At 63.0% G+C, this 23,380-nt stretch carries 22 protein-coding genes; 5 read left to right on the top strand and 17 right to left on the bottom strand.

Annotated features, from left to right (window positions below; all coding sequences use genetic code 11):
• Positions 1 to 23 precede the first annotated feature (23 nt).
• Together ACMGF5_RS13160 and ACMGF5_RS13155 are read right to left on the bottom strand one after the other, a co-directional pair.
• Entirely contained in the window at positions 24 to 1,565 is a 1,542-nt protein-coding gene (locus ACMGF5_RS13160; RefSeq protein ID WP_251961997.1) for an MFS transporter, read from the bottom strand.
• Positions 1,566 to 1,700: 135 nt separating this feature from the next.
• On the bottom strand, positions 1,701 to 2,609 hold the full coding sequence (locus ACMGF5_RS13155) for a LysR family transcriptional regulator (RefSeq protein ID WP_115273607.1): 909 nt from the start codon (positions 2,607 to 2,609) through the stop codon (positions 1,701 to 1,703).
• A 267-nt stretch (positions 2,610 to 2,876) separates the two neighbouring features.
• On the opposite strand from ACMGF5_RS13155, the gene ACMGF5_RS13150 reads away from it, so the two are divergent.
• Positions 2,877 to 3,323, top strand: coding sequence for a universal stress protein (locus tag ACMGF5_RS13150; RefSeq protein ID WP_115273606.1), 447 nt, complete (start codon positions 2,877 to 2,879; stop codon positions 3,321 to 3,323).
• Positions 3,324 to 3,347: 24 nt separating this feature from the next.
• Here ACMGF5_RS13150 and ACMGF5_RS13145 read toward each other — a convergent pair whose 3' ends face one another.
• From ACMGF5_RS13145 to ACMGF5_RS13125, 5 genes are all read right to left on the bottom strand, one after another.
• Positions 3,348 to 4,388: a PDDEXK nuclease domain-containing protein gene (locus tag ACMGF5_RS13145; RefSeq protein ID WP_414156863.1), complete on the bottom strand. Its 1,041-nt coding sequence runs from the start codon at positions 4,386 to 4,388 to the stop codon at positions 3,348 to 3,350.
• Positions 4,389 to 4,565: 177 nt separating this feature from the next.
• Positions 4,566 to 5,423, bottom strand: a complete 858-nt coding sequence (locus tag ACMGF5_RS13140; RefSeq protein ID WP_115273604.1) for an HlyD family secretion protein — start codon at positions 5,421 to 5,423, stop codon at positions 4,566 to 4,568.
• A gap of 10 nt (positions 5,424 to 5,433) precedes the next feature.
• Positions 5,434 to 5,634, bottom strand: coding sequence for a DUF1656 domain-containing protein (locus tag ACMGF5_RS13135; RefSeq protein WP_008097766.1), 201 nt, complete (start codon positions 5,632 to 5,634; stop codon positions 5,434 to 5,436).
• A gap of 4 nt (positions 5,635 to 5,638) precedes the next feature.
• Positions 5,639 to 7,816, bottom strand: a complete 2,178-nt coding sequence (locus ACMGF5_RS13130) for an FUSC family protein (protein ID WP_414156862.1) — start codon at positions 7,814 to 7,816, stop codon at positions 5,639 to 5,641.
• Positions 7,813 to 9,342 carry an efflux transporter outer membrane subunit gene (locus ACMGF5_RS13125; RefSeq protein ID WP_414156861.1) on the bottom strand — a complete coding sequence of 510 codons (1,530 nt, stop codon included), beginning with the start codon at positions 9,340 to 9,342 and terminating at the stop codon, positions 7,813 to 7,815. The genes ACMGF5_RS13130 and ACMGF5_RS13125 overlap by 4 nt, the downstream gene beginning before the upstream one ends.
• Before the next feature lie 178 nt (positions 9,343 to 9,520).
• On the opposite strand from ACMGF5_RS13125, the gene ACMGF5_RS13120 reads away from it, so the two are divergent.
• Both ACMGF5_RS13120 and ACMGF5_RS13115 read left to right on the top strand, forming a co-directional pair.
• On the top strand, positions 9,521 to 10,468 hold the full coding sequence (locus ACMGF5_RS13120) for a LysR family transcriptional regulator (protein ID WP_046784800.1): 948 nt from the start codon (positions 9,521 to 9,523) through the stop codon (positions 10,466 to 10,468).
• Between the two features lie 108 nt (positions 10,469 to 10,576).
• Positions 10,577 to 11,551 (top strand): 2-hydroxyacid dehydrogenase, encoded by a 975-nt coding sequence (locus ACMGF5_RS13115; RefSeq protein ID WP_046784799.1) that lies wholly within the window; start codon positions 10,577 to 10,579, stop codon positions 11,549 to 11,551.
• Between the two features lie 40 nt (positions 11,552 to 11,591).
• Here ACMGF5_RS13115 and ACMGF5_RS13110 read toward each other — a convergent pair whose 3' ends face one another.
• The 4 genes from ACMGF5_RS13110 to ACMGF5_RS13095 form a co-directional block, all read right to left on the bottom strand.
• Complete coding sequence (locus ACMGF5_RS13110) at positions 11,592 to 12,530, bottom strand: glycosyltransferase family 2 protein (RefSeq protein ID WP_174142257.1); 939 nt, start codon at positions 12,528 to 12,530, stop codon at positions 11,592 to 11,594.
• Positions 12,527 to 12,898 (bottom strand): GtrA family protein, encoded by a 372-nt coding sequence (locus tag ACMGF5_RS13105; protein ID WP_115273600.1) that lies wholly within the window; start codon positions 12,896 to 12,898, stop codon positions 12,527 to 12,529. Before ACMGF5_RS13105 ends, ACMGF5_RS13110 begins: the two co-directional genes overlap by 4 nt.
• A complete protein-coding gene (locus ACMGF5_RS13100; protein ID WP_414156860.1) occupies positions 12,892 to 14,412 on the bottom strand; it encodes a glucosyltransferase domain-containing protein in 1,521 nt (506 codons plus the stop codon). Before ACMGF5_RS13100 ends, ACMGF5_RS13105 begins: the two co-directional genes overlap by 7 nt.
• Before the next feature lie 89 nt (positions 14,413 to 14,501).
• The gene (locus ACMGF5_RS13095; RefSeq protein ID WP_115273598.1) at positions 14,502 to 15,398 is read right to left on the bottom strand and encodes a DMT family transporter; all 897 of its coding nucleotides are present in this window, start codon (positions 15,396 to 15,398) and stop codon (positions 14,502 to 14,504) included.
• Positions 15,399 to 15,614: 216 nt separating this feature from the next.
• Here ACMGF5_RS13095 and ACMGF5_RS13090 point away from each other — a divergent pair, with 216 nt between their 5' ends.
• Positions 15,615 to 16,490, top strand: a complete 876-nt coding sequence (locus ACMGF5_RS13090) for a helix-turn-helix domain-containing protein (protein WP_414156161.1) — start codon at positions 15,615 to 15,617, stop codon at positions 16,488 to 16,490.
• On the opposite strand, the gene ACMGF5_RS13085 is transcribed toward ACMGF5_RS13090, so the two are convergent.
• The 6 genes from ACMGF5_RS13085 to ACMGF5_RS13060 all read right to left on the bottom strand — a co-directional run bounded on the left by ACMGF5_RS13085 (position 16,487) and on the right by ACMGF5_RS13060 (position 22,727).
• A complete protein-coding gene (locus tag ACMGF5_RS13085) occupies positions 16,487 to 18,877 on the bottom strand; it encodes a TonB-dependent siderophore receptor (RefSeq protein WP_414156859.1) in 2,391 nt (796 codons plus the stop codon). The genes ACMGF5_RS13090 and ACMGF5_RS13085 overlap by 4 nt on opposite strands.
• Positions 18,878 to 18,994: 117 nt before the next feature.
• Complete coding sequence (locus ACMGF5_RS13080) at positions 18,995 to 19,975, bottom strand: FecR family protein (RefSeq protein ID WP_125923849.1); 981 nt, start codon at positions 19,973 to 19,975, stop codon at positions 18,995 to 18,997.
• Positions 19,972 to 20,469: an RNA polymerase sigma factor gene (locus ACMGF5_RS13075; RefSeq protein ID WP_223255085.1), complete on the bottom strand. Its 498-nt coding sequence runs from the start codon at positions 20,467 to 20,469 to the stop codon at positions 19,972 to 19,974. Before ACMGF5_RS13075 ends, ACMGF5_RS13080 begins: the two co-directional genes overlap by 4 nt.
• 55 nt (positions 20,470 to 20,524) lie before the next feature.
• Positions 20,525 to 20,851, bottom strand: a complete 327-nt coding sequence (locus ACMGF5_RS13070; RefSeq protein ID WP_115273595.1) for a DUF3325 domain-containing protein — start codon at positions 20,849 to 20,851, stop codon at positions 20,525 to 20,527.
• A complete protein-coding gene (locus ACMGF5_RS13065) occupies positions 20,845 to 22,425 on the bottom strand; it encodes a PepSY-associated TM helix domain-containing protein (RefSeq protein ID WP_281870322.1) in 1,581 nt (526 codons plus the stop codon). Before ACMGF5_RS13065 ends, ACMGF5_RS13070 begins: the two co-directional genes overlap by 7 nt.
• Positions 22,422 to 22,727 (bottom strand): DUF3649 domain-containing protein, encoded by a 306-nt coding sequence (locus ACMGF5_RS13060; protein WP_046784788.1) that lies wholly within the window; start codon positions 22,725 to 22,727, stop codon positions 22,422 to 22,424. Before ACMGF5_RS13060 ends, ACMGF5_RS13065 begins: the two co-directional genes overlap by 4 nt.
• 275 nt (positions 22,728 to 23,002) lie before the next feature.
• Between ACMGF5_RS13060 and ACMGF5_RS13055 the strand changes: the two genes are divergently transcribed.
• Positions 23,003 to 23,350, top strand: coding sequence for an HPF/RaiA family ribosome-associated protein (locus ACMGF5_RS13055; protein WP_012312780.1), 348 nt, complete (start codon positions 23,003 to 23,005; stop codon positions 23,348 to 23,350).
• The last annotated feature ends 30 nt before the right edge of the window (positions 23,351 to 23,380 follow it).

The raw sequence follows: 23,380 nt of genomic DNA, 5'->3' as shown, positions 1-23,380 counted from the left end.
AGCGGTCTCGAATTCATCCGGGCTCAGGCCACCGCGCGCGGTGGGTAGACCCGGGTAGGCACGAAAGGAATCAGGCAGATCAGCGCCACGGCGATACCGGCCATGACCAGGTAAAGGTCGGCCGAAGTCAGCACCAGCGCCTGGTCATGGATACGCTTGGCAAGGCCCGTAGCGTGGTCATCGATCAGCGGGGCGTTGCCCAGGCTGTCCACCAGGTGGTTGGAATGAAAGTGTCGGCGCAGCGTACCGAGGGCATCCAGCAGGCCACCGGCGATCACTGCGGCGAGCCCCTTGACGGTGTTGAACCAGCTGGAGGCGAATGGGCCTTCCTGCGGGCTCATGCCATTGGTGGAGAGCATCAGCAGCGGCAGTACCGCCATCGGTTGGCCGAACACCTGAAGCAGGTAGAAAGGGTAGAAATCACTACGGATCCACTCGGAGGTCAGCAGGCTGCTGCCGATGCACGACAGCGCCAGCATCGCCAGCCCCGTGGCCAGCACCCAGCGGCAGTCCACCGCACGCAGGTTGCACAGTGCCGCCGTCAACGGCAGGGCAATCAGTTGCGGCATGGCCACCAGCATCATCAGCGGGCTGGTTTGCGCCGGGCGATACCCTTGGATTTGCGCAAGGTAGGCAGAGGGAATGCTGCCCACACCGGAAAGCACCACCAACACGCCGGCCAGGGTGAGCAGCGCGAAGCTCAGGTTGCGGCGCGACAGCATGCGCAACTGGAAGAACGGCAGCGGCTCGGACCATTCGTTGTACAGGAACAGCACCAGCAACAGCACGCCCCCGCCCAGCAGCCAGCAGATCAGCGGCGAATCGAACCAGCCCCAGCGGTCCCCTAGCGACAGGCCCAGGACAATGCAGCTGATGGCCGGCAGGCCCAGCAACACGCCGCGCCAGTCGAACTGCTTGAAGCGCTCCAGGCGCAGCGGGTCCTGCGGTAAGCCCCAGCCGACACAGAACATGGCCAGGGCCGAGGGCAGAATGATCTGCCAGAACGCCCACTGCCAACCGACGTATTCGGTCCACAACCCGGCCAGCGGCGTGCCGAGGTTGGGCCCGAAGGTGGCCGTCAGGGCATAGCAGGCCAGGCCGTAGACCTTGATGCCCGGCGGCAGAAAACGCAGCGCCACGCTCATGAGCATCGGTGGCAAGGCGCCCGCTGCAAAACCCTGAAGGATGCGCAGCAGCATGAGGCTGTGCAGGTTGGGGGCCAACGGCTGCAGCAACCCCAGCAGCGCAAACAGCCCGACCGCGCTCATGGTGAAGCGGCGCAAGGAGAAGGTAGTGGCCAGCCACGGCGCGAAGGCCATGGCCGAAACCGACGCGGCGCTGTACACCGCCAGCAGCCAGGCGCCCTCGTCGGCGCCGATGCCCATGCCCCCGCGGATATCGGCCAGGGAAATCTTGGTCACCGACTCGTTGAGGCCGGCGCACAGCACGGCCAGCAACACGCCGAACAGCCCGACCACCACGCGCAGGCCGAACGCCGACTGCACGGGCGCAGCCGGCGCGGGGGCGGCGGCGATCGCGGTGGCAGGGGCGGACAGGGAACTCATGGGTAGACAACTCCAGCAACAATTTTATGGCTGGGGCAAGTCTAAGAAAGTCGAATGCTTACGAAAACTGACTTATCGGCAGCTTTATATTGCGTTTAACGCAATCCGCTCCAGCCGCCGTAGGGCGAAGCGGGTTTACGGATCGACACTGCAGCAGGTTTTCAGGATCTGCCGCAACCAGCGGTGGGCCGGATCGTTGTGATAACGCGGGTGCCAGGCCTGCAGCACGGTTACCCGCTCCAGCGGCACCGGGATCTCGAACGAGCGCAACGGCAAGCCGAGCTTGTGCACACTGTTGAGGATATTGGCGGGCATCGGCAGGATCAGGTCCGAATCCGGCAGCGAGAACAACGCCGAGTGGAAGCTCGGCGTGATCAGCGCCACGCGCCGCTGCACCTTGAAGTTGGCCAGTTCGACGTCAATCGGCCCATTGGCGCGGCCACGCCTGGATACGCTGATCTGTGGATAACTGGCAAAGCTCTGCGGTGTGATCGGCTGGTCGAATATGGGATGGTCGCGCCGCGCCAAACCCACGTAGTAGGTCTGGAACAGGCTCTGCACCTTGATCTCCGGGCCCAGGTCGACGGTCGAGCTGATGATCAGGTCGGTGCGCCCGTCGCGCAGCACGCTATCGTCATCACCGCCGGGGCTCTCGGGCACGAAGCGCAGGACCGTGCGCGGGGCCTGCTCATGCATGCGGCGCAACAGCATGGCGCCATACAGGGCAATGAACAGGTCATTGGTGCGGATGTTGAAGGCTCGGTCGAGCTTGGGCAAATCCACCTCTGCAGCACTGCGGAACACCTCACCGGCCTGCTCCACCAGCGCCGCCACCTGCTCGCGCAGGGCCAGCGCCCGAGGTGTCGGTACCAGGCCACGACCCGCGCGCACCAGGATCGGGTCGCCCAAGGCATCGCGGATACGCCCAAGGGTCCGGCTCATCGCCGCCGGGCTGAGGTTCATGCGCTGCGCGGCACCGACCACACTGCCTTCATCGAGCAGGGCGTCAAGGGCGACGAGCAGGTTCATGTCCGGGAGTGGCATGGCCGATTTCCGTGGCAGTTGTGGGAACGCGATGTTAACAGGTCGCATGATTGCACCAGACGCAATGCGTTCGTGCGTGGAGGGGCATTTATCTCGAGGGCCAGATGAGCCATTAATGATGCTGTGGCTGTACCGGCCCTATCGCCGGCAAGCCGGCTCCTACAGGTGCCCCACTGCCCTGCGATCGGTGCATTACTTGTGGGCCGGCTTGCCGGCGATGGGGCGGTACAGGCAACCGACCAGCCAGTTTTTCAGCAAGGAACCTCCATGCCCAGCCCCGTCCTGATCGCCATCGACGCGTCCCCTGCCTCGACCGCCCTGCTCACCCTCGCCCGCCGCTACTGCCGGCCCGACGAACACGAACTGCATGTACTGCTGGCCATCGACTCGACTTTCGCGGTGCACGACAAGCCTGCGCCCTACACCGCCGAGGAACTGGAGCAATACCCTGCCGCCTGTGAGGAACAACGCCTCGGCGACCGCGCCGTGGCCGAGGCTGTTGCATGGCTAAAGCAGGCCGGCTTCACCAGCCACGGCTGCATGGTCGCCGGGCAACCGGTCGAGGCCATTGTCGCCAAGGCACGGGAACTGCAATGCGAGCTGATCATCATGGGCCACCGGCACCTGTCGCGGCTGGGGCGGATGCTGGATCCGTCGATCAGCACTAAAGTGATCGATCGGGTTGAGGTGCCAGTGCTGGTGGGAGCGGCTTGAGGGGACATTTTCAAAAGCCATGGCTCACTCTTGACGAATAGCCAGCTCCCGCTCGATCTGCTCGACAGTGGGCAAGCTTGCCTGCAGCTCTTCCGGCAAGGTATTGATCAACTGAAATTCAGCGACACCAATGGGTTGAGACTTGCCGCGTAACGCGTACTCGGCCACCACCTTGTTCGTGCCTTTGCACAGCAGCAAGCCAATCGTGGGGTTGTCTTGCTCTAACTTCATCTGTAAATCAACTGCAGTGAGGTAGAAGCTCAGCTGACCCAGATGCTCCGGCTTGAACTTTTCTGCCTTCAACTCAATGACTACATAACAACGCAGCTTCAGGTGGTAAAACAGAAGATCGATATAGAAGTCATCACCTCCGACTTCCATATGCACTTGGCGGCCGACGAAGGCAAAACCTGCCCCTAGCTCAAGCAGAAATTGGGTGATGTGCTCCACCAACGCTGCCTCGATCTCTCGTTCACTCGCCTCTTGGGTTACATTCAGGAAGTCGAAAAGATAAGGATCCTTTAGAAACTGGCGAGCCAGGTCAGTCCCTGGCGGTTGCAAGAGCGCCGAAAAATTTGAAACACCATTACCCTCGCGCTCCAGCAACCTGGACTCGATATGCATCTGCAAGGTCGACCGTGACCAACCGCACTCCGATGCCCGCACTGCATAAGCAAGCCGCTCTTGTGGCTTTTTTAACTTGGTCAGCAACACCAGATTATGGCCCCATGGCAATTGTCCAACAGCCTGTTGGACAATTGCTTCCTCTGGCCAAGCCTCAGCAAATGCTCGCATATACATCAGATTGGCTCGTGAGAACCCCTTCATCGCGGGGAACGCAGTTTTGAGGTCATGAGCCAGCCGCTCTATGACTTTCGCTCCCCAACCTTGAGCCGCTTGGCGTTCGACAATATCTCGCCCAAGATGCCAATAAAGACCCACCAGCTCCCGATTCACGGCAAGGCTGGCCCTTTGCTGGGCTTTTTGAATACGACCTTTCAGGTCAGCTAGCCAAGCGCTGTAGCCCTGAGGGGTGTCGATCAGGGATAGCGTTTTTTCGGGCATGGGATCAGAGTTCCTCGAACAATCGATGGGTTGCTTTCGTGACAACCCAGGCTGCTCCGATGGAAAAGCACCGCCAAGAGCTCCAGCAGGCGATTTCTCCCTAAATCAAGTAGGATATTTCCCAATCCCTCCCTGAGCTCAAAACTAACGTTCTTACGGCATCCCGCGATAACAGTTTCATTCCTCCCTCTTCACCACCACCGTACACGTCGTCCCCGCCGCCAGCAGAAACCCGTCCGGCACTTCATCAATGTGAATCCGCACCGGCACGCGCTGGGCCAGGCGCACCCAGTTGAAGGTCGGGTTCACATCGGCAATCAGCTCGCGGCTCTGCGGGTTGTCGCGGTCGTAGATACCGCGGGCGATGCTCTGCACATGGCCCTTGAGCCGTTCGCCGCTCATCATCTGCAGCTCAGCCTGGTCACCCACCTTCACGTGCGGCAGCTTGGTTTCCTCAAAGAAGCCGTAAACCCAGAACGAGTTTTCATCGACCACTGCCATCACCGCCTCACCGGTCCGCGCATAGTCACCTTTGTGGATATTCAGGTTGGTCACGTAACCATCGACCGTGGCAACGATCCGGGTGCGCTTGAGGTTCAGCTCGGCCGCTGCCAATGCTGCCTGGGCCTGTTGATAGTCGGCCAGGGCGGCGTTGGCGATGTTGCTGGCGTCGTCGCGGTTTTCCTTGGAGATCACCAGGTTGTCCATGTCGGCACGGCGCCGGGCGTTGACCTTGCGCATCTCCCAGGTGGCCTTGCGCGAGGCGACCAGCGCCTTGGCCTGGTCGACAGCCAGCTGGTAGTGCTCGGGGTCGATGCGGATCAGCAGGTCGCCCTTCTTCACCCGCTGGTTATCCTTGACCGGTACGTCCACTACATAACCGGGCACGTCGGCGGCGACATTGATGATGTCGGCCCGCACGCGGCCGTCACGGGTCCAGGGCGTGGTCATGTAGTGCAGCCACAACTGGCGACCGATCACCACGGCAGCGGTCAGCACCAGCAAGGTAGCGATCAGGCTGAAGAACTTTTTCATCGAAGGATTCTCACCAGTAGAGCGACAGCGCCAGGGCGCCGAACAGGCAGACGAACAGGCTCAGGCGCAACAGCGCCGGGTGCCAGAAGAAGCGGTAGCCATCATGGCTGGCAATGAAGCGGTCCAGGCCCCAGGCCAGGCCCAGGGCGAACAGGAACATCAAGGTCATGGTGGGCATGTACACGCCATGAAAAGCGATCTCACGGGGCATGATTTCACGGAACATCGTGCAATCCTTTCGTCGTAGCCAACGGCGACTGTGGGTCGAGCAGGGAGGAACGGATGAAGTGCAGGTAGCTCTGCGCGCGGCGTAACACCGAGGTGTCGAAGTGCCGGGCGAAGGGTTCGTCGGTGGCCTGCACGCGGCTGATGGCGTGGTCCACCGCCACCAGCGCGCGCTCGTGGTTGCTGGCGCTGGGCTGCAGGAACAGTCGTGCCAAGGCGCGGCCCATGACACGGATGGCCTGGCGCCACGGCTGCGACTCGGCATACGCCGGGTGGATTGGTGCGCGGGCCTGCTCCTTGCGCAGCTCGATGACCGCGTGGCCGATTTCCAGCACGGTGAACATCCAGCCCATCAGCTGGCTTTGGACCTGCGGCTTGCCGGCAGCCAGGCCATAGGCCTGGTGCAACAGGTCACGGGTGCGGCTTTCGAAAGCCGAGCCCAGACCGCGCAGGCGACCGCTGATGGCGAACAGCACCTGCTCGCGCAGCTCCTGCTCCAGGCGGCTCCACAACCAGCGGCTGTTGGGCGGCAGGATGATCGCCCCGGCCGCAGCGCAGACGAACATGCCGATGACCATGCCGATGTAGTCGTTGATGAAGGTGTAAGGGTCGTACACGGTCAGGTTGTTGGGCACCGAACCGATGGCGAAGAACACCAGCAGGCCTATGCCGTAACCTGCGTAAGCCGGCCGCGAAGACAGGAACGCGCCGAGCACGAACACCGGCGCCAGGACCATGCACAGCAGCGGGAAACCATCGATCCAGGGGAACACGAAGAAGGTTTCGAAGAAGCCGACGAACGCGCCGATCGCCGTGCCGCAGGCCATTTGGAACGACATGCGCTTGGGGTTCGGCGAAGCCGCCGACAGGCCCACGGTGACGGTGGCGATCAAGGTCATCATGGCCCCGCTGGGCCAGTCGCTGAGCAGCCAGTAGCTACCCAGCAGCAACAGCACCGCCGAGGCGCGCACGCCGGCGGCCAGCGACACCAGCCAGCTGGTCCGGGCCACGTAAGGCTCGTCCCACTGCTCGCGCGCGTGCGTGTGCGCTGCCAGGGAGGCATGGGTTTCGGCGTAGCTGTACATCTCGTCGACGAAGCGATAGAGCAGTTCGAAAGCGGTATGGAAATCCAGCAGGTCGGACTCGCTGGGCTCGGTCAGCAGGTACTCGGCGCGCAGGCCGCGTACCTGAGCCTGCAGGCCCTCTTTGTAGGCCGCCAGTTCCAGCGTCAGGCGCAGTGCATCGGCATCGGTCAGCGCACGCCCTACATAGGGCTCAAGCAGCTCGACCAAGGTGTTCAGGCCCGGCTCGATGGCCCCGACGATCTGCAGCGGGCCGCGGGCGCGCAAGCGTTCAAGCAACCGGTGCAGGGCGTTGAAGCGCGTGGTAATGGCCATGAACTCGCTGTTCATGCGCACCAGCCGGCCAGAGCGCCTGCGCATGTGCGGGTCTTCGAAGGCGGTGACGTTGCGCAGGCTTTCCAGGCCGACCGCCTCGGCGACGAACCGTACGTTGCTGGTTTCGAAACGGTCACGCTGGCTGTCACCGCGCAAGGCTTCGACCACCACCCCGGCGAACACGCCAAAACGCTGGTACAACGCATTGCGCATGGCGGCGCTGGCCGATTGCGGCAAGATCGCGGCACTGACGAAGGTCGAGACCAGAATGCCCAGGGCAATCTCCAGCACGCGCCACACCGCTGCCATGAACGCCTGGTCAGGGTGCTCCAGCACCGGCAGGCCGATCATGGCTGCGGTGTAACCGGCCAGCACGAAGCCATAGGCGCGCAAGGTGCGGTAGCGCATGGCGCCCGCCGAACACAGGCCCACCCACAGTGCCAGGCTGGGCAGGAACAGCTCTGTGTTCTGCGGGAACAGGGCGATCAGCGCCACCATCATCGCCGAGCCGGCCAGGGTGCCGAGCACCCGGTAGAAGCTCTTGGCGAAGACATGGCCGCTCTGCGGCTGCATGACGATGAACACGGTGATCATCGCCGTGCGCGGCTGCGGCAGCTCCAGGCGCATGGCCAGCCACAAGGTGATGAACGCAGCGGCGAGCACCTTGAAGATGTAGACCCAGGTCACCCCGTCGGTACGCGCCCAGGCAAAGAAGCCACGGCGCCACTCCAGGCTGTGCAGCCAGCGCAGGGGCAGGCTCGATGTAATCATTCGGCGTGGTCCGGTTTGCGTTCGAAAACAGCCAGAGTGGCCGGGGTTTTCGGCGCCGCCTGGCGCTCCTGCTCAGGCAGGTCCTTGCCGGCCTGCAGGCCACCGCCCAGCGCGGTCACCAGCTCGGCATGGGCGATCAGGCGCGCGGCCTGCACCTGCTGCTGCACCTGCTGCTGACGCAGCAGCAAGGTCTGGGCATTGAGCACGTTGAGGTAGTCGGTCAGGCCGCGCTGGAAGGCGACCATGGCAATATCGTAGGTTTTCTGTGCAGCGGCCACGGATTCGGCGGCGAAGTGGGCCTGCTCCTTCATCGACTCACGGCGGATCAACTGGTCGGAAATGTTCTTCAGCGCGCCGATGACCGTCTGGTTGTAGTGCGCCACGGCCACGTCATAGCCCGCCGAGGCCACACCCAGCTGCGAGCGCAAGCGGCCACCGTCGAAGACCGGCAGGCTGATGGCCGGCCCGACGTTGTAGTTGAACTTGCGCCCGGTGAGGAATTCCAGCGGCCCGCCACCGGTGGCCATGAAGCCCAGGCTGCCGACCAGGTCGACGTTGGGGAAGAAGCCGGCGTGGGCGACGTCGATACCACGCGCCTGCGCGGCCACCTGCCAGCGGCTGGCGACCACGTCGGGGCGCTGGCCGACCAGCTCGGCCGGCAGGGCCGACGGCAGTTTCAAAGGGGCGGCGAGGGCCAGGCTGGGGCGCTGGATCTGCGCGCCCTCACCCGGCCCCTTGCCCGCCAGCGCGGCCAGCTGGTTGCGGGTAAGGGCGATTTCTTCGTCCAGGCTATCCAGTTGGCGGTGGGTTTCGGGCAACGGTGCTTCGGCCTGGCTGACCTCAAAATGGGTACCGATACCGCCGTCCAGGCGGCGCTTGGCCAAAGCCAGGATCTGCTCCTGCTGCTCCAGCTGGGCCTTGACGATGTCGCGCTGGGCGAAGTGCAGGCTGAGCTGAATGTAGGCACGCACCACATTGTTCTGCAGTTCCAGTTGCGCCTGGCGGGCCTCGGCCACGCTCATGTGTGCCTGGTCCACGGCCTGTTCGCTGGCATTGCGCTCGCGCCCCCAGAGGTCCAGGGCATAGCTGAAGCCGATGGCGGCGTTGTTGTCCCAGGTGTTGGCACCCGACAGTGCGCCAGGGCCATAGAACTGGTCTTCAGGCCAGTTGTGGCGTTTGAGCGACGCCTGGCCGTTGGCCTGCAGCTTTTCTGCCGACTCGACCACACCGGCCATGGCCTTGGCTGCGCGCACCCGCGCTGCGGCCATGGCCAGGGTCGGGCTACCGGCCATAGCCAGGTCGAGCCAACGATCGAGCTGTGGATCACGGTAGGCGTGCCACCACTGCTGGTCGGGCCAGTGGGCATCGCTGGCGGCTTCGCGGATGGCCGCATCGGTGGTCAGGGTATTGGCTTGGAGGGTCTTGCTTTGTGGGGCAATGCCCCAGGTTCCGATACAGCCGCTCAAGGTGAGGCTAAGGGCACAGGCACTGAACGCCTGAAGCGTTCTGATGATGCGACGCGGCACAGCTGCGATTTCCCGAGGAAGAGGTGGAGGGCTGGGCAATTCTAGGGGGCGGCCGCACTGGCGATAAGCGCAGATTCCTGCGAATCTTTGTTACCAAAACAGCGATAATCCGGCTTTGGTCGAAGGCACATGCAACTAACTTCGTGACACAATTTGCCCTCTACCTTGAGAGTGACCCATGGACACCCTGCAAAACATGCGTGCTTTCAGTTGCGTAGCCCAGCTTGGCAGTTTCACTGCCGCTGCGGCGCAACTGGATACGACTACCGCGAACGTGTCGCGGGCGGTCTCCAATCTGGAAGCCCATCTGCAAACCCGGCTGCTCAACCGCACCACCCGGCGCATCGCCCTGACCGAGGCGGGCAAGCGTTACCTGATGCGCTGTGAACAGATCCTCACCTATGTCGAAGAGGCCGAAGCCGAGGCAAGCGACGCGCATGCCCGGCCTGCCGGGCAATTGAAGGTGCATTCGATGACCGGGGTCGGCCAGCACTTCGTGGTCGATGCCATCGCCCGCTACCGCGAGTCGCACCCGGACGTGACCTTCGACCTGACCATGGCCAACCGCGTCCCCGACCTGCTCGACGAAGGCTATGACGTGTCCATCGTGCTGGCCACCGAGCTGCCGGACTCAGGTTTCGTGTCGCAGCGCCTGGGCATCACCTACAGCATCGTCTGCGCCTCGCCCGAGTACGTGGCCAGGCACGGCTTCGCGCACAAGCCGGTCGACCTGCTGCAGCATGCCTGCCTGCGCATGGTCAGCCCGGTGATCCCGCTGGAAAAGTGGTTGTTCGACGGCCCGGAAGGCCAGGAACTGGTCAACATCACCAGCTCGCCGTTCCAGGTCAACTCGGCCGACGCGATGAAAACCGCGATTCGCAGCGGCATGGGCATGGGCGTGCTGCCGATCTACTCGGCCATCGATGGTTTGCGTGATGGCAGCCTGGTGCGGGTGATGCCGGACTACCGGCTGCAGGAACTGAACCTGTATGCGATCTACCCGTCGCGCCAGTACCTGGATGCGAAGATCAAGACCTGGGTTGAGTACCTGCGCAACTCGTTGCCAGAGATTCTCGCAGCCCATGAAGCGGACCTGAAAACCCACGAGTTGCTGATCGCGAACTGAAAGCAGCTGCAAGCGGCAAGAAAAAGCAGATTGGTGCACGCGCTGCTTTTTCTTGCGGCTTGAAGCTTGTAGCTTGTAGCTTGTAGCTTTTGCGTTGGAAGTAGCCCGATGAAAAAGACCGTCCTGGCCTTCAGCCGTATCACCCCGGCCATGGCCGAGCGCCTGCAGCAAGATTTCAACGTGATCGTGCCGAACCCCAAGCTCGGCGACATCAGTGCCCAGTTCAATGAAGCTTTGCCCCAAGCCCACGGCCTGATCGGCGCCGGTCGCAAGCTCGGCCGCGCGCAGCTCGAGGGGGCAGCCAAACTGGAAGTGGTGTCCAGCGTATCGGTGGGCTACGACAACTACGACGTCGACTACTTCAACGAGCGCGGCATCGCCCTGACCAATACCCCCGATGTGCTCACTGAAAGCACCGCCGACCTGGGCTTCTCGCTGATCATGGGCTGCGCCCGCCGCACGGCCGAACTGGATGCCTGGACCAAGGCCGGCCAATGGCAAGCCACCGTCGGCCCGGCGCACTTCGGCAGCGATGTGTACGGCAAGACACTGGGTATCGTCGGCCTGGGCAACATCGGCGCGGCCGTCGCCCGCCGTGGCCGCTTCGGCTTCAACATGTCGGTGCTGTATGCCGGCAACAGCCGCAAACCGGCGCTGGAGCAGGAACTGGGGGCGCAATACCGCAGCCTCGAACAACTGCTGGCAGAGTCCGATTTCGTCTGCATCGTGGTGCCGCTGTCCGACGCCACCCGCAAGCTGATCGGTGCTCGCGAGCTGAAGCTGATGAAGCCGAGCGCCTTCCTGATCAACATTGCCCGTGGCCCGGTGGTAGACGAGGCAGCGCTGGTCGAGGCCCTGCACAACGGCACCATTCGCGGCGCTGGTCTGGATGTCTACGAGAAAGAGCCGCTTAGCGAATCGCCGCTGTTCAAATTGCCCAATGCCCTGACGCTGCCGCACATCGGCTCGGCCACCGCCGAAACCCGTGAGGCCATGGCCAACCGGGCAATGGACAATCTGCGTGCGGCGCTGCTGGGCGAGCGGCCGCAGGACCTGGTGAATCCGCAGGTGTGGAAGGGCTGATAACGCGTTTGTCCCACCAAGGGGCCTGCGCAGACAACCTTCACGTGGGTTGTCTGCGCCGCCTCAGCACCTTGCGCACCACGTACCGGGGCCGCTGTTTGGTCTCCTGGTAGATCCGCCCTACGTACTCCCCCAGTATTCCGATACCGATCAACTGCACACCGCCAAGGAACAGCACTGCCGTCATCAACGACGGATAGCCCGGCACATCGTTTCCGTACAGCAGTTTGTCGATCACCATGTACACCGCAAAGGCAAAAGCCGACAGCGATACACCTCCGCCCACGTAACTCCATAGCCGCAAAGGCACAGTGCTGAACGAGGTGATGCCATCCAGGGCCAGGTTCCACAGCCGCCAGAAGCTGAACTTGCTGTTGCCCGCCGTACGTTCGGGCCGGTCGTATTCGACGATGGCAGTACGAAAGCCTACCCAGGACAACACACCTTTCATGAACAACTGCTGCTCCGGCAACTGGCGGATGGCGGCTACCACTTTACGGTCCAGCAGGCGAAAATCACCGACGTTCTCCTCGATCCGGGTCGAGGCAATGCGGTTGTGCAGGCGGTAGTACAAGCGTGCGCTCCACCGTTTGAACCGTGTGTCAGCGGCACGGCTACGGCGCTTTGCCAGAACGACCTCCGCCCCTTGCTGCCACACATCGATCATCTGCGCGATAAGCTCGACCGGGTCCTGCAAGTCGACATCGATCGGCACCACGGCGTCGCCCTCGGCGTACTCAAGGCCGGCGAACAACGCCGACTCCTTGCCAAAGTTACGCGAGAAATTGACGACGGTTACCCATTCATCCCGTGCCGCCAACTCGGCGCAGATGGCCTCGCTGGCATCATTGCTGCCGTCATTGACCAGCAGGATCTCGACCACCACGCCCTGTAAAGACGGCTCGTTACGCACCGTGTGATAGAACCGTTCGAGGGTGTCCTGCTCGTTGTACAGGGGCACGACCAAGGTAATGTTCATGGCTGCCTCCGCTTGAACACCACTGTCCGCGAGTAGCCGTAGCCGATGATCAGGCTGACGGCTGAAAAAGCTACCAAGGTCAGCCAGGGTGACAAACCAGCCCGGTCCGATAGCGCCCCCATGCTCAGGCTCAGGCAACCCATGCCCGATACGAACGCCAGGTAACGCAGCTTGCTCGGCGCGGTGGCGAACGTGAAGCGAGCATTGAGGTAATAGGACGCACTGACAGCCACTGCGAATGCCAGCAAGTTGCTCGATGCCTGGTTCAGCCCGGCAGCCTGGTGCAGCAGGAAGAAAACCGCCCAGTGCAACAGCGTATTTCCAACACCGATGAGGCCATACCGGTAGAAACGCAGGGTCGTTACCATCGGTAGGCCTCGCTCTGGGCAGGTGCTTTCATCAGCACATAGCCGTTACCGTCGACCAGGTGGATGTCGAAAAACGTGCTCTTCACCACCGCTGCATGGCTGCGCGCAAGTACCTGCTCACGGTCGAGCGGGGGATTTGTAGTGAAGTTGACCAGCCCGAGGCGCGGCATCATCTCAGGCAACAGCAGAAAATCGATGTTCAGGACATAACGCAACGCTGGCATCTGTTCATAACTGGCGCTGGCTGCAGGCAACCAACGTGCGCTGCTACCGATGTCGAAAACATAGAATCGCTTGGTCTCGTACAACTGCGGCCGGCTTTGGATGGCATTGGCGAGCGAAGACGTCACCATGCGTTGCAGTTCCTTCTGCACGATCAGCGTTCGGCCGTAAGCAAACGAAAATGACAACATGAACAACACAGGAATAGCCAGCAGCCACCTCAGCCGACCGCCAAGCCCTGACAGTAGCCGATGGGCCAGCAGTGCCAGCATCATCAAGACCACGCCGAACCCCATCAACAGGCGTGCGCGACCGTCAAAATGCGCGAACACCATCATCAGGCCGTACACCAGCAACGCCACAGCCGGGATGGGCAGCAGCAGCGCAGCCGTCAACACCCCCCGTTCCCATACAGGGCGTGGATCAACCAATACCTCACGCAAGGCGATCAGCAGCGCCACAAGCGCCAGCCCCGAAAGGCCGATGAACACCCACGCCGTTCCTGGCGTGATCAACATCGCCACGTGCCCCAAGATAACTTCCAGGCGCCGCAACAGCTCAGGCCACCACTGGGCATCCAGAGGCAGCAACGCGGTGCGGGGGACATCTATGAACTGATGGGCCGTGAGCGAGTACAGCAGGCACCCGCCGAGCAGTTGTGTCAGCCGGCCGAAAAGATGACGGCAGACCTGACGCAACCCGGCATGGCCGAGCACCTGACGCATGATTTCGAGGCAACACAAGCCAGCGAAGACGTTGATGCTGACCTGGTAGAAACTCGCGGCACATGCCACCAGCACGCCGCCCAGCAGGCACTGCTGCCAGCGCTCGGCACTCAGCGTGATGGCCCAGACGCATGCAGCCAGCGCCAACGCCATACCGGGTGCGTCGTATTGGTACGACAGGTTTTGCAGAAAGAAGGGGTTGTACCATAAGGGCAATACCACCAGCACAGAGCTCGCCGTGGGGGCCGGGAAGTAATGTGACACCAGACGGGCGAGCGCCAGTGCAGTCACGCTGGCAGCCAGCAGAATAGGCAAAGGGAACAGATTCACAGCCCCGACAGAGAAGCCCAGCATGCGATGCATCAGAAAGAGCAGGAAGCGCCCCTGCCCTGTCCAGGATTCATTGCCGGTAGGCGTGAGGCCAGCGTTCTGGGCGCGCCACACATCATCGATATAGGCGTAATCGGCAAGCACCAGCGGCAATAGATGCACCGCCAAGGCCAACAGGCAGAGCAGTTGCACCTGACGATGCGACAGTCGCTTGTTCCAGGGGAGCAATGGTGACATTGACGTTTCCGGGCTAATGGCTCCCGGGCAAGTCTAAACAGGCCACTGCGTGCCAACACCTGGCATTTATGTCAGTTGCTGCGCAGCGCTCAACGTGCCAGAGCACCTGCCAGCGGGGGTTTGGGCTTGCGAAACACCAACACATTACCCGCCATGACTGCGACCAGCCCGAGCAAAGCCGGGGCTGTCCATTGATAGCCTTCGGCAAACGCCGACACGTTCAGCGCCACCAGCGGGAACAGCACCGTGCAATACGCAGCCCGCTCCGGGCCCATGCGCCCGACCAACGTCAGGTACGCGGTGAAACCGATCACTGAACCCGGTATCACCAGGTACAGCAGCGAGCCGACATAGCGCGTGTTCCACTCCATCGCAAATGGAATACCGCTGATCAGGCAATACACGGCCAGCATCGCGGCGCCATAGACCATGCCCCAGGCATTGGTGGTCATGGGCTTGAGGCCAGCTTTCTGCTGCATGCTCGACAGCATGTTGCCTGCCGAAAAGCACAACGTACCGAGCAAGGCCAGGCCGAGACCATAGAGCGTTTCGCGGCTTGCCGCATGGTGCGACAGCTCCGGCCAGAACAGCAGCCCCAACCCCAGAAGGCCAAGCGCGCCGCCACCGAGTACGTTGCTGGCAACCCTCTGGCCAAAAAAGAGGCGCGCGTTCAGCGCATTCCACAGTGTTGCAGTGGAAAACACCACGGCGATCAAGCCACTGGCGATCCACTGGCTGGCGGTGAGGAAACACATGAAATTGACGCAGAACAGGCACAGGCCCTGCGCCAGGCACAGCAGATGACCGCGCCGATTCATCGGCTGCAGGCGGCGGGTGAGCAGCAGGATGGCGAACAGAATCAGGCCGGCCAAGGCAAAGCGGTAGACGATCGAAACCGGGATGGCCACTTCACCCAATTGCAGTTTCAGGGCGATCCAGGTGGTACCCCAGATCAGGACAGTGAGCAGGTACAGGGAAAGGTTCATGGGGGTTCCTTAGGCATACGACCATGCATTGCGGGGGGCACCATGCGGCCAACCTGTGGGAGCTGGCTTGCCGGCGATCGAGGACGCAGCCCTCGCCAGGGCCATCAGTGTTCTCTGCGGCCAGTGAAGTGCGCTTGCACAAACTTGCGCTTTTCAGCATTCAGGGAGCTGCCACCTCGGCGCATCGGCAGTACGATGGCGACAGAGGAAACGCTCATGACCCCACTGACCCAGTTGCACGTGTTCAACGCCATGCATGCCTCGCCCCACGCGAGGCTGGAACTGAGCGCGCACCTGGGCGACGGGCTGGCGGCGGCGCTATGGAGCAACCGTGACGATGCCCGCGACTATCAGGCGCCCAGCCACCACACGCTGTCGTGCTACATCGCCCACGGCACCGGCACCTTTCGCCGCCAGCGCCCAGCCGACAAAGGAGCGCCGGACAAATTGTGCATCATGCCGGCCGGCCACGAGTCCAACTGGGTGGTCAATGGGCAGATCCGCCTGGCGCACCTGTACATCAGCGAGGTGCAATTCGCCCTGGGCTGCGTGCGCCTGCTCGACCGGGAACCGCGGGAGATGCAACTGCAGGAAGCGACGTTTCTCGACGACCCACGGCAGTCGGCGCGTTTTCGCCAGTTGATCAGCCTGGCCTGGGAAGAGCCAGGCGAGCGCTTGCTGGCCAGCAGCCTGGCACACGAGATTGTCGATCACGCCGTACTCAGCCAGGTAGGGCTGCGCCAGGGGTTACGCCTCAAAGGCGGGTTGGCACCGAACCTGCGCCGGCAACTGGTGGAATACATCGAGACACACCTGGATCAGCCCATCACCCTCGGTGAGTTGGCCGTGCGTTGCAACCTCTCCGAGTATCACTTCGCACGCATGTTCCGCACCAGCTTCGGCTTGCCGCCACACCAGTACCTGCTGGCCCGCCGGCTGCATCGGGCCTGCCAACTGCTGCGCCTGGGCCAGCTGCCATTGGGAGACATTGCACTGCTGTGCGGGTTTGCCAGTGCCAGCCATTTCAGCAACCGCTTTCGCCAGGCAGTCGGCGCGACACCTGGCGACTATCGCGCCGCCTTCAGCCACTAGAACTCGAAGGTACTCGACAGGCTCACCTGGCGCGCATCACCTATGGCAACGAAGTACTGGTTCACCGCCGAGCTGTAGTAAACCTTGTCGAACAGGTTCTTCACGTTCAGTTGCAGGCGCACATTGTGCTCGTCGAGCCGGGTCTCGTACGTGGCGAAAGCATCGGCAACGGTGTAGCTGGGCAAGTCGAAGGTGTTGGTCGAGTTGCCCGGGCGCTCGCCGACATGACGGGCTCCGGCACCGAAACGCAAACGGTCGCCACCGAACAGGCTGCCGAAGTCGTACACCGCCGACAATGAGCCACTGTGCCTGGCCACGTTCTGCAGGCGGTTACCCTCGAGGTCCGGGTCCTTGGTCACCTTGGCGTCGGTAAAGGCGTAGCTGCCGATCAGGCTCCAACGCTCACTGAGCTGTCCGGTCAGGTCAAGCTCCACCCCCCTTGAACTGACCTCGCCCGCATTGCTGTAGACCGTCTCGCCGGTACCGCTGTCGAAGTTGGAGACCAGCACGTTGCGCTTGGTGATGTCGAACAGCGCCAGGGTGCCGGTCAGGCTGCCAGGCATGTCGAGCTTGGCACCCAGCTCCCACGACTTGCCCTCTTCCGGCGCAATCGACGAATCCAGCACCACACCGCCGGTCAGCGGGGCAATGCTGGAGTTGGGCTTGAACGACTCGCTGTAACTGCCATAGAACGACAACTGCTCATCGACCTTGTAGACGATGCCGGCATGCGGTACCCAGGCCTGGCCGCTGGTGTCGGTATTGGCCTTGAACGGCCGGCCGCGGCCGGCGTACTGGTCGTACTGCTGAAAGCGGGCGCCGGCCACCAGTATCCAGTGCTGGTCCAGGTGCAGTGCGTCCTGCAGGAACAGCGCCTCGGTGCGCAGCTTGTCGGTCTGGTCGCTGTCGCTGGCGCGCACCGTACTGCCCTCCACTTCCTGGCCATAGACCGGGTTCACATAACTGAAGGTGGACTGAGCGGTCTGGCGAATCAGGTCGCCGCGAAATACCTTGCGGTCTTCGTGATCAATGCCAATGAGCAGGTCATGCTGCATTCCGGCCAGCTCGACGTTGCCATTGAGGCTGAGGGTCGCGAACTGGTCGCGGCTCATGGCGTTGTGGGTGCCATCGATGCTGCGCGTGAGCGTGCCCTTGGCTTCGTTGACGCCGGTCACGCGCACTTGGCTTGCGTCGTAAGTCTCGCGGTTGAAGCTGTAGCCAACGTGCAGCTTCCAATCGTCGGCCAACTGGTGGTCGACCTCAAGGCGATACAGGTCGGAGCGGCCTTCCATGTCGTTGAAAGGTTCATCCAGGCGGCGCGTGGCCGGAATGTCCAGCGGGTGGCCGTTGCTGCCGAACGCAGTGCCCCGGTCGAACGGGTAGAGAAACTCGCGGTGCTCATAAGCCAGCACCACTTGGGTGTCCTCGCCCAGCCAGGCCAGCGACGGCGCCACCAGCGATTCGCGGTGCACGCCATAGTTGCGCCAGTAATCCTCGTCCTCATGATCGACGATCAAACGGTAGGCGAAGTTGCTGTCGCCCAGTGCCCCGGTGCTGTCGAACCCACCGCCGCTGCCGTTCTTGCCGCTGCCGTAGGTCGAGCCGCGCACGGTCAGGGCGTTGTACTGCTGCAATTGCGGGCGCTTGCTGACCACGTTGATCACCCCGCCCGGGTCCTGGATGCCATACAGCAGCGAAGCCGGGCCCTTGAGCACCTCGACCCGTTCGGTGCTCGCATTGAGGCTGCGCCCCTGCACGACGGGCATGCCATCGCGCATGATCGAACCGTCGCGGTTGTCACCGAAGCCGCGCTTCATCACCGTGTCGGAGGTGCCACCGAAATTGTTGCCCTGGGTGATGCCGCTGACATTGGCCAGGGCGTCATCCAGGTTGCGCGGGGCCTGGTCGCGGATGACCTGGGCAGGGACCACGTTGATGGCTTGGGGGATGTCCTGGGACGGGCCTTGGCCACGCATGATCGAGGCGCTGGCCGGCGGCTGGTAGCTGTAGGTGTCCATCTGCGAGGTCACCGTGGTGGCCTGCAGGTTGAGCGCACCGGAGGTGTCCACCGGTTCAAGCGTCAGGGTGCGGGCATCGATCCGGCGCCACGTCAGGCCAGCGTTGCCCAGCAATCGCTGCAGCGCCTGTTCGGCACTGAACGTACCCTGCAGGGCCGGTGCCTGCACGGCAGGCAGTTCCAAGGTGTAGACCACGCTCTGGCCGGTGGCACGGCTGAAGGCATTGAGCGCCTGGGGCAAGGGCTGGCTCGGCTGGGCGAACCGGTGCAGTTCAAGCTGCTCGGCGGCAAGGACACAAGGGGCAGCAGCCAAGGCCGAAAGCGCAGAGAAACCTAGCCAGAGAGGGACGCAACGGTGGGTGAACTTCATGGACGCTGACCTGTGAGAGGGTGATGACTGCGAATGAATCGCACTTCCACTCATTACACGGATGTCACGTCCTGTTACCTCATCCGCTTTTGAAAATTATTTTTCCAGTGCCGCCGCTTAACGGATAACGGTCAACCGGCCGAAAACCGTCTGCCGCGAGAACCCCATCACCTTGCCCAGCGAATCCAGTGCCGCCAGTGGCTCGCGCACCGGGAAACTGCCGCTGACCTTGCGCTGCCCCAACTCGCCGTCGAGCAGCACGATCCGCCCCGGGTAATAGCGCCCCAGGTCCTCGACCACCTGCGCCAATGGCACCTGGTAGTAATTGACCCAGCCCTGGCGCCAGGCCAGACGGCTGTCGCTGTCCACACTCGCCGTCTCACCGGCCCGGCCTCTGGCATAGGCCAGTTGCTGGTTGGCCGTCAGCTCACGGGCGGCCTGCCCCTGAGCCGGCGTGACCGCCACCCGACCGTTGCGCACCGTGACCTGTGCCCCCTCGGCCTGCTCGCGCACTTCGAACTCGGTGCCCAGCACCCGCACCTGCCCCCCCGCCGCCTTTACTACAAACGGGTCACCGGTGTGCGTGACCTTGAAGAATGCAGCACCATGCAACAGCCGCACATGGCGCTGCCCCTGCTGGAAATCGACAGCAATGGCACTGCCCGCATCCAGCGTCACCTGCGACTGGTCAGCCAGCGTCACCTGGCGAATGGCGTCTGTGCTGCTGAAGTCGGCCTGCAGGTCCTGCAGCCAGTACCCCGGATGCCAGCCCCCGGCAACGCCCACGGCAAGCACCAGGCAGGCCGCTACGGCCAGTGCGCGGGCGCGCCGCCAGCGAGGCGGGGCAGGCGCCTTGGCCATGGCATCCAGGTATCGTTGCAGGTCTGCGTGTTCTTCCTCGGCCAGGCGTGCCGCGGGTGCCGCACTCTTGTGCCACAGCGCCTGGGCCTGGGCATAGGCTTCACGGTGCCTGGGGTCGGCCAGCAACCAGCGCTTGAACGCCGCACTGTGCGCTACCTCAGGCTGCTCGTTGATCCTGGCCAGCCAATGCAGTGCAGCGTGCGACGGGTCGGCGGTGGTCAAGTCTGAATGGCTCATCGACGGGCGCTCCCTGGCCTGCGCATCGGGGTCGCGGGTTCGGCAACACTGGCCTTGCACGCTTGGAGGGCGCGCATCATATGCTTTTCCACGGCGCTCTGGGACAGCTGCATGGCCTTGGCGATTTCGCCGTACTTGCAGCCGTGTATGCGGTTGAGCAAAAAGATCTGCCGGGTGCGCTCGGGCAGGGCGCGCAGTGCCGCTTCGATGCGCTGCAGGTCATGGTCTACCTCAAGGGCCTGCTCCGGTGCCTGGGCCGAGCACTCATCCAGTTGCAGCGAAGCTTCGGCGATGCGTTCGCGGCTGCCTTCGCTGCGCAGATGGTCGATGGCCAGGTTGCCGGCGCAGCGCAGCAGGTAGGTATCCAGCGCCTCGACCTTGACCTCGGGGCGCCGCCAGAAGCGCAAGAACAGCTCCTGCACCAGGTCCGATGCAGTGGCGCGGCAGCCTACCCGACGGCTGACCAGGGCTTCCATGCGTGCGCGCTGGGCCATGAAGACCTGGACGAAACGTGCGCGCGTGCTGTCGCTGTCAGGTTCGATCAAGGCATCACCCGCCAGATATGACCAGCAGCGGGCCGAGTACCAGGCTGATCCCCGCCAGCCCCAGCAACAGGCGCGGCTGGTAAGGCAAGGCGAAGACCCACAGGGTCACCCCGGCCATCAACACAGCGACCCACTCCACCAAGCCATGGGCCCACCCACGCAGGTGCACCGACAGCAACAGCGATGCCAGCAGCAGCAACCAACCCGCCATACGCAGCCTGCGCAACTGGCCGACAGCAGGCTTGCGCCCGAGCAGGTCGCTGAAGTGCTTTTCCATCGCCAGGCACAAGGCGGCGAACCCGGCAAAACCGATCAGGGCGACGCTCAGCATCCGTTCACCTCGAGCGTTTCAGCCGCTGCCTTTGACACCCGGGGCTCACGCTTGGCCACAGCCTTCGGAGCACGCAGCATCTTGCCTGCGGCCCAGGCCAGGAAAAGACCGGTGCCCAATGCCGTGAGGTCCAGGCCCGCCATCGCCCAGTCGCCGGCGGCTACGCTGTGGTTCAGCCCCTGGCCGGTGGTCAGCGCATTGAGCAAAGGCAGCAGCGCGAAGGCCAGCGCGCCCAACCCAAGCTGCTCGCCCCAGGCTCGGCGCCCGGGGCGCAGCACGGCATGTACCAGCGACAACAGCCAGGCCACGAAGAACGTGTTCACCTCCCAGTCCGCCCGCCCTTGCAGCGCCACAGGCAGCAAGCGGTTGGCCCAGAAAAAGCCGGCCACCGCGAGCAGCAGGCCACTCATGCTGGCGATGTTGAGCACCTCGACCAGGCGCAACTCAGCGGGCATGCGTTCGCGCTTGGCATGCTTGAGCTGGCGCTTGCCAAGCCACATCACCAGGCCCGTACCGATGACCGCAGTACCCGCCACCCCGAACACGAAGTACAGCCAGCGCAACCAGGGCCCGGCGAAGTTGCCCATGTGCAGGCCGACGAAGCTGAACGAAGTCATCATCGCAGCGCTTTCCGGTGCCCCCTGGCTCAGCAGCTCGCCCGTGCTGCCGTCGAACATCCAGTTGGCGCTGCGCTTGTAGGCGATGTTGTCGGCCGAAGCCTGGGCGAAGCTCACGCGAGCGTTGCGGTCGCCCGGGTTGTGCACCTGGATGTAACCCATGCGGGCACCGGGGACCTGCGCCTGAACCTTGGCGTACAAGCCGGCCAACGGCACCAGTGGCGCAGCGACGTTGGCCACCTTGGGCACCTCCTCTGGGCCGAACAGGTCGTTGAAGTAGCCGTTGGTAGTGCCGCCATAGCTGGCCATGATGCTGGCCGGCATCACCATGTACATGAAGATCACCAGGCTGCTGTAACTGATCATCAGATGGAACGGCAACACCAGCACACCGATTGCGTTATGCCCATCCAGCCACGAGCGCTGGCCCTTGCCGGGGCGGAAGGTGAAGAACTCCTTGAAGATCTTCTTGTGGGTGATGATGCCGGTGACCAGGCCCAGCAACATGATGAACGCGCAGAAGGTCGCCAGCCAGCGCCCCCAGGGGTGGGGCATCTGCAGCTGGAAGTGGAAGCGGTAGAAGAACTCGCCGCCGCGGCTGTCACGGGCCTCTACTGGCTGCCCGGTCTGGGCGTCGAGTTGCTTGCTGACAAAGCCACGGCGCCCGCCGGCAGGGTCACGCCAGCCGACGCTCAACGCGGCTTCGCGCTCGCTGGGCAAGCGGATCATCCAGTTGCCCGAGTGCGCCGCGTTGGCCTCCAGGTAGCGCTGGGCCAGGCCCAGGCTGGCCACCGGGTCGAGCGCGTGGCGGCGGACTTCGGGCTGTGCCCAGTGGCTGATCTCTTCCTTGAAATACGACAGTGTGCCGGTCAGGAAAATTGCGAAAAGCAGCCAGCCGAAAATCAGCCCGGTCCAGGTGTGCAGCCAGGCCATCGCCTGGCGGAAACCGTCCTTCATGGGTTCTTCATCCAATAGGCCAGCCCGTTGATCAGCCCCAGCAGCAGGCTCGGCAGCAACACGCCGAGCCAGGCATGCCAGGCGCTGCGGCAGGCAAAGCACCAGATGAAGGCCAACAGGTAGAAAACGAACGACAGCATCATGCCGGTCATGGCCGCGTCGACTTGCGCCAACGGCACCAGCAAGGTGATGCAGACACTGGCCATGGACGCCAGCAGGTACCCACCCAGCACCGCTGCCAGGCAGCGTGAGGTCACGGCCAGGCGGTAGCTGAGGGGCAGTCCGGCGGCATTGCGCTTCATGGCGGAGGTCCGGGAAACTCTGGGGGTTGCAATAGTAATGATTTCAATTCGCATAAGCAAAGTCTGAAAGACTTGGGGGTTTTAACCGGTCTTATGTCGTCAAAGGGCTGCCCGGTAGCCTCTGTGGGGTTAATTGCAACAGAAAATTTATTTTCACGAAGGGCTTGAATTCAGGCTTCGGTTGCCTGACCTTAGAGTCAAGAGGCGAAGAATTTCCAAGGGCCTCAAGGGCCTAGGCACGCCTCCATGCGAGCAAGCTGAATAAGGATTGAATCATGCAAATCCAGGTCAACAGCAGCAACCATATCGAAGGCAACATCCGTCTCAACGAGTGGGTCCGCAGTACGCTGCAAACCACACTCGAACGTTACGAGGAGGACCTCACCCGCATCGAGGTGCACCTGCGCGACGAGAACGGCGCCAAGCCCGGGCCGCATGACAAACGCTGCCAGATGGAGGCTCGCCCCAAAGGCCATCAACCGATTTCCGTGACCCATACCGCCGCTTCGCTGGACCAGGCGGTGGATGGAGCCGCCAGCAAGCTGAACAATGCGCTGGATCATTTCTACGGCAAGCTGCGCAGCAAGCGCGGCGTACTGGAACTGAGCGATCCCGACGCCTGACCCTTGCCAGTAAGCAAAAACGCCCGGCCA

Source organism: Pseudomonas sp. BNK-15, assembly GCF_047456105.1.
In the GTDB taxonomy this organism is placed as follows: domain Bacteria; phylum Pseudomonadota; class Gammaproteobacteria; order Pseudomonadales; family Pseudomonadaceae; genus Aquipseudomonas; species Aquipseudomonas putida_E.
Note: the sequence above shows the minus strand (reverse complement) of the source record. Positions and strands in the feature narration are given on the sequence as shown.

Excerpts from the sequence above, each read along its gene's own strand:
- ACMGF5_RS13145 (WP_414156863.1), bottom strand. The coding sequence starts at position 4,388 with ATGCCCGAAAAAACGCTATCCCTGATCGACACCCCTCAGGGCTACAGC.
- ACMGF5_RS13110 (WP_174142257.1), bottom strand. The coding sequence starts at position 12,530 with ATGAACATTACCTTGGTCGTGCCCCTGTACAACGAGCAGGACACCCTC.
- ACMGF5_RS13055 (WP_012312780.1), top strand. The coding sequence starts at position 23,003 with ATGCAAATCCAGGTCAACAGCAGCAACCATATCGAAGGCAACATCCGT.
- ACMGF5_RS13115 (WP_046784799.1), top strand. The coding sequence starts at position 10,577 with ATGAAAAAGACCGTCCTGGCCTTCAGCCGTATCACCCCGGCCATGGCC.
- ACMGF5_RS13085 (WP_414156859.1), bottom strand. The coding sequence starts at position 18,877 with ATGAAGTTCACCCACCGTTGCGTCCCTCTCTGGCTAGGTTTCTCTGCG.
- ACMGF5_RS13070 (WP_115273595.1), bottom strand. The coding sequence starts at position 20,851 with ATGCTGAGCGTCGCCCTGATCGGTTTTGCCGGGTTCGCCGCCTTGTGC.
- ACMGF5_RS13155 (WP_115273607.1), bottom strand. The coding sequence starts at position 2,609 with ATGCCACTCCCGGACATGAACCTGCTCGTCGCCCTTGACGCCCTGCTC.
- ACMGF5_RS13140 (WP_115273604.1), bottom strand. The coding sequence starts at position 5,423 with ATGAAAAAGTTCTTCAGCCTGATCGCTACCTTGCTGGTGCTGACCGCT.
- ACMGF5_RS13130 (WP_414156862.1), bottom strand. The coding sequence starts at position 7,816 with ATGATTACATCGAGCCTGCCCCTGCGCTGGCTGCACAGCCTGGAGTGG.
- ACMGF5_RS13135 (WP_008097766.1), bottom strand. The coding sequence starts at position 5,634 with ATGCCCCGTGAGATCGCTTTTCATGGCGTGTACATGCCCACCATGACC.
- ACMGF5_RS13090 (WP_414156161.1), top strand. The coding sequence starts at position 15,615 with ATGACCCCACTGACCCAGTTGCACGTGTTCAACGCCATGCATGCCTCG.
- ACMGF5_RS13095 (WP_115273598.1), bottom strand. The coding sequence starts at position 15,398 with ATGAACCTTTCCCTGTACCTGCTCACTGTCCTGATCTGGGGTACCACC.
- ACMGF5_RS13100 (WP_414156860.1), bottom strand. The coding sequence starts at position 14,412 with ATGTCACCATTGCTCCCCTGGAACAAGCGACTGTCGCATCGTCAGGTG.
- ACMGF5_RS13105 (WP_115273600.1), bottom strand. The coding sequence starts at position 12,898 with ATGGTAACGACCCTGCGTTTCTACCGGTATGGCCTCATCGGTGTTGGA.
- ACMGF5_RS13160 (WP_251961997.1), bottom strand. The coding sequence starts at position 1,565 with ATGAGTTCCCTGTCCGCCCCTGCCACCGCGATCGCCGCCGCCCCCGCG.
- ACMGF5_RS13065 (WP_281870322.1), bottom strand. The coding sequence starts at position 22,425 with ATGAAGGACGGTTTCCGCCAGGCGATGGCCTGGCTGCACACCTGGACC.
- ACMGF5_RS13080 (WP_125923849.1), bottom strand. The coding sequence starts at position 19,975 with ATGAGCCATTCAGACTTGACCACCGCCGACCCGTCGCACGCTGCACTG.
- ACMGF5_RS13075 (WP_223255085.1), bottom strand. The coding sequence starts at position 20,469 with ATGGCCCAGCGCGCACGCATGGAAGCCCTGGTCAGCCGTCGGGTAGGC.
- ACMGF5_RS13120 (WP_046784800.1), top strand. The coding sequence starts at position 9,521 with ATGGACACCCTGCAAAACATGCGTGCTTTCAGTTGCGTAGCCCAGCTT.
- ACMGF5_RS13060 (WP_046784788.1), bottom strand. The coding sequence starts at position 22,727 with ATGAAGCGCAATGCCGCCGGACTGCCCCTCAGCTACCGCCTGGCCGTG.
- ACMGF5_RS13150 (WP_115273606.1), top strand. The coding sequence starts at position 2,877 with ATGCCCAGCCCCGTCCTGATCGCCATCGACGCGTCCCCTGCCTCGACC.